Genomic DNA, 9923 nt, shown 5'->3' with positions numbered 1-9923 from the left:
ATCAAAAAATCAATTACAGCTTTTTGGATGAGGGCTTTGCTTCCCTTTATCAAGATGTTGAACGGACGAAAAATATATTCAGCTGTTTTGCAATCGTCGCCATTTTTGTGGCTGCCCTTGGACTCTTTGGTCTGGCCACCTATGTGACACAACAGCGGACAAAAGAAATCGGTGTACGGAAAGTGCTTGGCGCAAGTTCCCTCAGATTGCTGAAACTGTTGTCCGGAGACTTTATAAAATTGGTGTTTGTTGCCATGGTCATTGCCTCACCTGTTGCGTGGTGGGCAATGAACCAATGGCTCAGAGACTTCAACTATAAAATAGATATCAACTGGATGTACTTTATTCTGGCGGGTATGGGGGCTATCCTCATCGCTTTAGGTACCATTAGTTATCAAACATGGAAGGCTATCCGGACCAATCCGGTCGATAGTCTGAGGGATGAATAAAGTCAACATGTTAATTTTATTATTATGATCAGAAATTACCTAAAGATTGCTTGGCGGAACATGACCAACAACAAACTCTACTCAACCATCAAGATTGGTGGTTTTGCATTTAGCGTTGCAATCTGTATACTCATCTTACTGTACATCAAACATGAAACAAGCTATGATAGGATGTATCCGGATATGGACCGTGTATTCCGGCTAGTCATTCAAGCTCCGGACGGGGACAAATCAGTGCAGTATCTTTCATTTCCGGCCCCCGCCGCTAAGACCCTCCAGGCCGAAATACCTAGTATTGAATCAGTAGGGCGGGTACTCCCCAACACTTTATTTGGCGCCGGAAGTAACCTCTTCACAGTGAATGGCAACGCCGAGAATCACTTAGACGCAGGTTTCGTTTATGTTGATCAGTCTATCCTGGAAATGTTTCCACTCCCGATTATTGCAGGACAGTTAAATCATGCTTTAGACAAACCCAATAGCCTGGTCATTACAAAAAGTAAAGCGCAGAAGTTTTTCAAGGGAAATGCTGTTGGGCAAACAATCTATCTGAACAATAACAAGAACGTTCTGTACAATATCACAGCCGTTATTGATGATGTACCAAGCAATTCAAGCCTCTATGGTTATGATTATTTTATCTCGCTTGCCGGTCAACCTTTTTACCAAGGTGAACAAAACAACTGGGGAGCAACGAATTACATCACTTACGTTAAGCTTAAAGAAAATACGGATCTCGGAACGGCACAACATGCTATTTCAAAGAACTATGTCGAGGATCATTACATTCCGATCAACAAAAAAAACGGAATGAAAATATCCCCGGAAACCATGCAATCCAAGGTGTTACTTCAAAATGCATTGGACATGCATTTATACTCCAAAAATATTTTAGAATACGCCATGGCAACGCAATATCAGGGTGATATCAAAATGGTCTGGGTATTTGCCGGGATTGCATTTTTCATCCTACTGATCGCATGCATCAATTTTGTTAATCTGTCTACCGCCAATGCCGCTACACGAGCTAAAGAGATCGGTATCCGCAAAACCATTGGATCCAGTCGAAGTACTTTAATCACCCAATTTATGACTGAGGCGGTATGTTACAGCTTAATTTCTTTAATTATTGGTCTTTTACTAGCTTGGACATTACTACCTCTTTTTAATAGTTTGGCCAATAAGACCTTAGTTATCCCTTGGGCAACATGGTACTTTATACCCTCTTTGATCTTAACCATGTTGACCATAGGCGGCATAGCTGGTATATATCCTGCGCTATACCTCTCTGGATTTCAACCGATCAATGCCCTAAAAAGTAAATCAGGTTCCAACCCAAAAACAGCATTATTGCGTAATGGGCTTGTTGTTTTCCAATTTGCAACCTCCATCATCCTGATGGTCTCTGCCTTGATCGCCAATCAACAGATCAGCTATATGCTCAACAAAGATATTGGCTTCAATAAGGATCAAGTCATTGTACTCCGTGGCATAAATAGCATTACCTCAGAAGTACAAAACCTGAGAAATGAACTGAAAGCCATTCCGGCTGTGAGCAATGTATCCATAGGTGATTATCTCCCAGTGCCATTGGATGGTGTAAAACGTAATGGCAACCCATTTTGGGCTAAGGGAAAAGAAGACCTCGAACTGCCAGAAGCTGGACAATTTTGGAATATTGATGAAAATTACGTTTCCACTTTTGGACTTCGATTAATCGCAGGTCGAAATTTTAATCCACAGATTGCTTCCGATAGTAGTGGTACCATCGTCAATAAAAAAATGATCACAACGCTGGGTATTAAAGGTAATCCAATCGGTGCACAGATTACAAACGGAAGAACATGGACAATTATCGGCGTTGTCGATGACTTTATTTTTGAATCATTAAAAGGTGAGGGATATGTCCCTGTCTGTATGACCTTGGCCAGCAGCCCATCGCTCCTTTCGATCAAGACCAAGTCAACTGATATGGCTAAAACTTTGGCTGACATAAATACCGTATGGGACAAATTTGCACCTCATCAAAAAATCAATTACAGCTTTTTGGATGAGGGCTTTGCTTCCCTTTATCAAGATGTTGAACGGACGAAAAATATATTCAGCTGTTTTGCAATCGTCGCCATTTTTGTGGCTGCCCTTGGACTCTTTGGTCTGGCCACCTATGTGACACAACAGCGGACAAAAGAAATCGGTGTACGGAAAGTGCTTGGCGCAAGTTCCCTCAGATTGCTGAAACTGCTGTCCGGAGACTTTATAAAATTGGTGTTTGTTGCCTTGGTCATTGCCTCACCTGTTGCGTGGTGGGCAATGAACCAATGGCTCAGAGACTTCAACTATAAAATAGATATCAATTGGATGTACTTTATCCTGGCGGGTATGGGGGCTGTCCTCATCGCTTTAGGTACCATTAGTTATCAAACATGGAAGGCTATCCGGACCAATCCGGTCGATAGTCTAAGGGATGAATAAAATCAGAAGATCTTAAAAATTGGTGTTTGTTGCCTTGGTCATTGCCTCACCTGTTGCGTGGTGGGCAATGAACCAACGGCTAAAGGGGGGATGAATGTTCGATTGTGAACGAAAACTGTCCGAAATCGAACATAAAAAACGCAGCAAAGCCACCTAACAAACTCATAATAAAAGCATTAAAACAATGGCAAGGGGATTGTATTTTTTAGCGGCGGATTTGATACGGAAGAGATCGAAACATAAAACCTTACAACATGGCACAAAATGATTTCAAACTAGCTTGGCGTAAACTCTTAAAAAATAAGGGTTTCACGTTCTTGAACATTATCGGATTGATGCTGGGTTTTACCGGTTTTATCCTTTCCTATCAATACATCAATCGGGAAACAAGCTTTGATAAATGGAATCCAAACTATAAGGAAATCTATCAGCTTGGTCTGGAAGCAGAAGGTGCTTTTACGGACGAAACCTCTCCTTCCCTTGCTCCGTTGCTAAAACAGAATTTACCGGATATTGTATATGCTGGTAGAAAAATGGTTTACAACTATGGTAGCTACCCACTCTTTGGGGAGAAGACGGTGCTTATCAAAAATGCTGCATTAATTGATTCTTCGACTGCGCGGATCTTTCAGGTAGAAAATGCCAACGGACCGCTATACAAAAACAAAGATCAAAAGGACGCGACCATGGTCAAAAGTCCTATTGCCGAACAGCTTTTCAAAAAGGAGGATTTAACATTTGACAGTCCCCATTCCATTCCGTCTGTTAGCCTTGCTCTGGGTGTGCGTGATATGATTTACGGCACCATCAAAAAGCAAGATCTTTCGATGATTGATTATGACCTTCTTTTTATCCGTGAACCACAGGATCTCTTTGCTGAAAATAATCCTTTTTTATACCAGACTTTTATTCAGGTCAGACCGGGTACAGATATCGCTAAGTTGACCGATCAGATCAACACAATTTATCACAAGGAAATCGCCCCAAAAGATAAAATACGCTCTTCCGCTTATGCCAAAGGCAAGATTTACTTAGATCCATTGGCCAACCTGCATCTGCGACCAAAAACCGGAAGCAACACCGCCTATATCATGACATGGATTATCGGTATTCTTTCCCTATTGATCCTCCTGCTCGCCTCCGCCAATTTCGCCAACATGATTATGGCGCAAGCCGATCAACGTCTTAAAGAGCTTGCCCTCAAAAAGATATTAGGAAGTTCGCGCTGGGCTATCGTAAGGCAATTGTTATTGGAAGTGTTTATACTGACCAGCAGTGCTGCAGTATTGAGTTTTATTACCTTGGCACTTACCGGGAACATATTACAAAGATGGTTCAATGATGATCTGAGAAGTTATATTTTAAGTTCTGAAACCATTATCCAGCTCTGTGTCGCTGTACTATTAACAACAATCCTTTCGGCAATATACCCTGCCATAGTTCTTTCAGGTTTCAAATCCGTCAATCTGCTCAAAGGAGGATTATCGGCAATACTTAAAAAAGGAACATTCCGAAATGCTTTACTAACCTTTCAGATCAGCATGGCGATTCTGTTTATTTCAGGTATGCTGGTCATTAGGGCCCAGCTACAGTACATGCAGCATACAGATAAAGGGTTTGAGCCAGCGCAAGTGGTCAACTTCAAAGGAGTGGGCATGTATTACGACTCCAAAATTGATGGTTCTTTCCACCAATTGAAACGGCGATTAGAAAATGATCCGAGCATTGAGGTGGTGGCTTCCGCAACAAATATCCCGGGAGAAGGGGAGCAACCTCCCAAAATGGAGTTCTCCTATGCACAAAAGAATATTTCCTTTGCTCATGTCGGTATCGATCCGGGCTATTTCAAAACATTAAATATCCCTAATCTACAGGGGAATATCAATCTGTCAATAGATCAGTTGCTCCGTGATTCCCTTTCCAACTATGCGGTCATCAATGAATCAGCCGCTAAAAGTTTGGGACTTTCGAATCCCATTGGCGCGAAAATCAGTGGCTGTGACGCAAATTTCGAAATCGTCGGCCTTGTCAAAGATAGTAAGGCCTATGGCTTTGAAAATGCCGTTCAACCTACCCTCTATTCATTTAAAAATGAGTGTGGGAGCATGCGTTTCCAAACGACACTTATGGTGAAAACAAGATCTGGAATGGTCGATCAGGCAATTGATGCTGTCAAGAAAGAATGGACAAAAAATACATCGGCAAAAGATCTACCTTTAGACTATTCTTTTATGGATCAGCAATATGCATTACAGCACAAGAAACAACAGGAACTACAGATCGCTTTCAATAGTTTCGCCAGCCTTTCGGTTATTATCGCCGCATTGGGACTGTTCAGTATGGCCGCTTATCAGGCCGCATTACGCAAAAAAGAAATGAGTATCCGGAAAGTACTCGGTGCCTCGGCACAACTGCTCTTTGTCCAATTAAATAAACCGTTTTTCAGGCTATTTATGATCGGTATCGTCATAGCCCTTCCTTTAGCATATTTACTCATGGACAAATGGCTTTCCAATTTTGCATACCATGTCAATATACAATGGTGGTCGTTTTTGATCCCGATATTTTGCATATTTATCTTAATATTGATTTCCATTAGCTTCCAATCGTTGAAAGTTGCAAGAACAAATCCGGTAGATAGCCTGCGGGATGAATAAGTAAAAATTAAAAGACAAAATAAAAAAGAGATACCGGGTAAGCCGAGGCTTGTACAACCAAAATCTCAATACTCAATACTAAAATCTCAATACTAGAAAATGATACAATTAAAACATTTATTCAAGTGGTATAACGTAGGTGGTACACGCTCATTTGTGCTCAAAGATGTCAGTTTAGATATAGCAGAAGGTGATTTCATATCCATAATGGGCCCTTCGGGTTCAGGAAAATCCACCCTGTTGAATATTATTGGTATGCTGGACGAACCGGATGAAGGTGAATATATCTTTATGGATGAAAACGTATTGGAGATGAAAGCAAAAAAACGGTCGCAGCTCTACCAATCTCATATTGGATATGTATTTCAGGCTTACCATTTACTGGATGAATTGACAGTATATGAAAATATAGAAACACCACTGATCTATAAAGACATTTCCAGCAAAGAGCGCAAAGCCATTGTGGCTGATATGCTTGACCGTTTTGGTATTGTAGGAAAGAAAGATCTATTTCCGGCTCAGCTGTCCGGAGGGCAACAACAGATCGTTGGTATCGCACGTGCGTTGGCGGGATCTCCGAAACTCTTGTTGGCAGATGAACCTACGGGTAACCTCAATTCCAAACAAGGCGAAGAGATCATGGAACTGTTCAAACAATTGAATGATGACGGTGTCACGATCATACAAGTTACCCACTCCGAAAAAAATGCGGAGTACGGTAAAAGAATTGTCAATATGCTGGATGGTCAGCTCAAATAATTGTATACCAATTTAACCTGAATAATCCCTACCTGGTACATGAATACTGTAGGGATTTTTTTGTATCATTTCTCAATTCATTTTTTTAACTTCGTTATGATGAATGAGAGAGAGCTGAAATCGTTAATATTCCTGTTGGACGATACCGATCAACAGATTATTCAGGAAGTGGAACATCAGTTAAAAAGCCAAGGTCCTGAAATTGTTCCTTATTTGGAAAAATTCTGGGAGTCGAGCTTTGATCCAAGAGTCCAAGGGCGGCTGGAAAACATTATCCATGAAATTCAATTCGACCAGACCAAAAATGAGTTACAGATCTGGAATCTGAGCAATTCCTTCAATCTGCTGGAAGGACTTATCATTCTCAATAACTATCAATATCCTTCTTACGAAGACCATAAAATCGTGTTGAAGATCGAAGATCTGAAAACAGAGGTCTGGCGTGGACTACAATACGATATGAGTCCATTGGAGAAGGTGAACCTGCTGAACCATGTGCTATTTGGTTCCTTTGGTTTATCTGGCAATACAAAGGATTATCACCATCCGCAAAACTCCTATATCGGTCAGGTTTTGGACACGAAGCAGGGGAATCCGTTGACCTTATCCTGTATCTATAGCATTATTGCGCAAAAGCTAGATATCCCGATCTATGGGATCAATTTACCCAAGCATTTTATCCTGGCTTATATGGATTCGGATGAGGAAGGAAATGAACATGTTTTGTTTTACATCAATGCATTTAACCGGGGGCAGATCATGCAAAAAAGTGATGTTAATTCGTTCCTGAAACAGTTAAACTTAGGTCCAGATCGGGAATTTACATTTCCCTGCGACAATGTGACTATCCTAAAGCGCGCTTTGCGGAATCTCCTGTCAGCGTATGAAGCTCATGAAAGTTCAGGCAAGCAACAGGAAATCAGAGAACTGTTCGAATTGCTTGCTTGACAGTGTGTATAAATTAAAAATTTGTCCTTTCTCGGGCATCCAAAAAGATATAATTTGGCGTCAATGTCCCATACTCTTGTGTTAGTTCCGGTGCTACATTGCCTTCATCCGTCAATTTAAACCGACTGATTTTCCTATTCTTCGCATCTGAAATATAAAGAAATTTTCCATTTTCAATACGGTCATCAATGGCAACTCCCGTAGGCTCTTCCAACCCAGTAACGGAACCACCGATCACATAATCGGCAGGGACAGTTTTTTCTCCAGTTCCAGTAAACAATTCCTTCGGGTTCCTAAAGAACAATACTTCTGCTCCTGATGTAACGGCCAATAATTTTCTATTGGGCGCATAAGAAACAGCTCCCAAGTCTGTTTTTCCCTGCACATAGACCTTCAGTGTCGGTACAAATCTAGACGCCGCAACAATCGTATCTCGAGGCCGATCAATCAGTTCTTGTTTAAGAATTGTATAAACAGCGAAACCATTACCTTTACTTGTACCATCATTTTCAAATCCTACGAGCAGCAGTTTTTCATTTTTATCAGCTGTATTCCCTTCTAATAAGGTCAATGAGGTTGGAATAATCGTCCCGAGGCTAATCTGTTTATCGATGATCTTGGAACCACCTGTTGATCCTCCTTTTCCTTCGGGGCGGCTTATCGCATATAACATATTGCCACCTGTCGCTGCAAGTAGAAAGTTGGTCACTGCCGATCCCCCAGGACCATTTTGTTGCGCATAGCTGTAATAACCTAATCCTACTACATTTCTAAAACCTGTAAACCCAAGTTGACTAGCATCACCGGGATTCCCATAAATGTCGTCCAAAGGAATCCGTTGGATAAAGGTATCTTGAGTAACGGCTCCCGAGCTTGCCTGGAAAATAGATGTTGCATTGGGATCAAAGAGCACCGGTCCACCACCTTTCGCTGGGGAAAGATATTGAACGGTATTATTCAGTGTATTGGTGTCCGCAGGATCAACAATCATAAGATTCTTGATCGAATTATTTGTTCGATAGTCAGAGAAAGAAATATACAATCGTGAAATAAGTGTCGGCAGACCATTTTCTGGTTCATCATCCAGTTTTTTACAGGAAGCAACACCTATTAAACTGGCAAATAATACAATAACACAGGTTTGAAATGAAAATTTCATATTTTTTTATTATAAATAGCTTATTGCGTCAAACATACAAATCTACTAATATATGCAGAATATCAATGAATTTATCTCATTCTTTTAGACGGATACTATGATGACTAAAACGGAAATATTTGCCATTTCGCTACTTTTTGATTAAAATTGCCTTTGTTTTTGATATCACATACGATTATGGAAAAGAAGGAATTTGTACGGGAGAAGTTGGCATTACCAGGAGAGGGCAAGAAATTGCTTTTACATTCCTGCTGTGCACCTTGTGCCGGAGAAGTCATGGAAGCATTGATTGCTTCGGATATCGATTTTACGATTTATTTCTACAATCCCAATATCCACCCACGCAAGGAGTATGATCTGCGCAAAGATGAGAATATTCGTTTTGCAGAGAAGCATAATATTCCTTTTATTGATGCAGACTATGATGTAGACCATTGGTTTGATCTGGCTAAAGGTATGGAACAGGAGCCTGAGCGAGGAATCCGCTGTACCATGTGTTTTGATATGCGTTTTGAAAAAACTGCAGAATACGCGGCGGCTAATGGCTTTGATGTGATCTCTAGTTCATTGGGTATTTCCCGTTGGAAAAACATGGAGCAGATCAACGACTGTGGCTTACGTGCAGCTTCCCGCCATCAAGATATGGAGTACTGGACGTTCAACTGGCGCAAGAAAGGTGGTTCGGCAAGGATGTTAGAAGTCTCCAAAAAAGAGAAATTCTACATGCAGGAATATTGCGGCTGTGCTTATTCGCTACGTGATACCAATAAATGGCGCATGGCAAATGGACGCGAAAAGATAGAGTTAGGTAAAAATTATTATGAATAAGTCGTGCTCTGTGTATATATAAATCATTCGGCTGGAATATTTAAAAAAATATTTCCATCCTAATGATTTTATACATACCTTTGCAGGCTCAAATGCAAGATTGTGAAACATCTAAAACAATACAGAATTCCCTTTTCGGGACTCAACGCTGGAAAGCACAATTTTGAATTTGACATTAATAAAAAGTTCTTTGACTGCTACGAACATTCGATTGTAAAAGATGGCAATCTGAAAGCAGAAGTTGAATTGCAAAAACAGGAGAACCTGTTGATTTTGCATTTTGATATCCAAGGCGAGATCCAATTGACTTGTGATACCTGCTTAAAAGAGTTTATGTCACCGATTTCAATTCAAGAACGGATATTGGTCAAATTCACGGATGAAGATTGGACAGACAATACCGAAGAGGTGTTGATCTTATCAAAAAGCGACCATGAGTTGGATATAGCTGAGCTGTTGTATGAATACATCAATTTAGCTGTTCCCTATATTGTGAAATGTGAAGAGCAGGGAGAAGGCATACAATGCGATCCTGAGATGTTGGCTTTATTTACAAGCGAGCCGGATTCAGAAGAGCAAAAAGAAGAAGAAATTATCGACCCACGTTGGGAAGCATTGAGAAATATTAAAAATAACTAAAACAAAAATACG

General features: G+C 40.7%; 8 protein-coding genes. 7 read left to right on the top strand and 1 reads right to left on the bottom strand.

Annotation, left to right across the window (positions count from 1 at the left end; translation table 11 throughout):
• From DFQ12_RS28235 to DFQ12_RS24130, 5 genes are all read left to right on the top strand, one after another.
• On the top strand, positions 1–449 hold a 449-nt coding region (locus DFQ12_RS28235; RefSeq protein WP_120261605.1), incomplete at its 5' end, for an ABC transporter permease.
• A 24-nt stretch (positions 450–473) separates the two neighbouring features.
• Positions 474–2921 carry an FtsX-like permease family protein gene (locus DFQ12_RS24145; RefSeq protein WP_120261604.1) on the top strand — a complete coding sequence of 816 codons (2448 nt, stop codon included), beginning with the start codon at positions 474–476 and terminating at the stop codon, positions 2919–2921.
• Positions 2922–3175: 254 nt separating this feature from the next.
• Positions 3176–5578, top strand: coding sequence for an ABC transporter permease (locus tag DFQ12_RS24140; RefSeq protein ID WP_120261603.1), 2403 nt, complete (start codon positions 3176–3178; stop codon positions 5576–5578).
• 99 nt (positions 5579–5677) lie between these two features.
• Positions 5678–6337 (top strand): ABC transporter ATP-binding protein, encoded by a 660-nt coding sequence (locus tag DFQ12_RS24135; RefSeq protein ID WP_120261602.1) that lies wholly within the window; start codon positions 5678–5680, stop codon positions 6335–6337.
• A 96-nt stretch (positions 6338–6433) separates the two neighbouring features.
• Complete coding sequence (locus tag DFQ12_RS24130; protein WP_306429556.1) at positions 6434–7285, top strand: transglutaminase-like domain-containing protein; 852 nt, start codon at positions 6434–6436, stop codon at positions 7283–7285.
• A gap of 13 nt (positions 7286–7298) precedes the next feature.
• Here the strand turns inward: DFQ12_RS24130 and DFQ12_RS24125 are convergent, their stop codons facing one another.
• On the bottom strand, positions 7299–8444 hold the full coding sequence (locus DFQ12_RS24125; protein ID WP_120261600.1) for a hypothetical protein: 1146 nt from the start codon (positions 8442–8444) through the stop codon (positions 7299–7301).
• 177 nt (positions 8445–8621) lie between these two features.
• Here DFQ12_RS24125 and DFQ12_RS24120 point away from each other — a divergent pair, with 177 nt between their 5' ends.
• Both DFQ12_RS24120 and DFQ12_RS24115 read left to right on the top strand, forming a co-directional pair.
• On the top strand, positions 8622–9272 hold the full coding sequence (locus tag DFQ12_RS24120; RefSeq protein ID WP_120261599.1) for an epoxyqueuosine reductase QueH: 651 nt from the start codon (positions 8622–8624) through the stop codon (positions 9270–9272).
• Between the two features lie 102 nt (positions 9273–9374).
• Positions 9375–9911, top strand: a complete 537-nt coding sequence (locus tag DFQ12_RS24115) for a YceD family protein (RefSeq protein WP_120261598.1) — start codon at positions 9375–9377, stop codon at positions 9909–9911.
• The last annotated feature ends 12 nt before the right edge of the window (positions 9912–9923 follow it).

It is taken from the genome of Sphingobacterium detergens (genome assembly GCF_003610355.1).
In the GTDB taxonomy this organism is placed as follows: domain Bacteria; phylum Bacteroidota; class Bacteroidia; order Sphingobacteriales; family Sphingobacteriaceae; genus Sphingobacterium; species Sphingobacterium detergens.
Note: the sequence above shows the minus strand (reverse complement) of the source record. Positions and strands in the feature narration are given on the sequence as shown.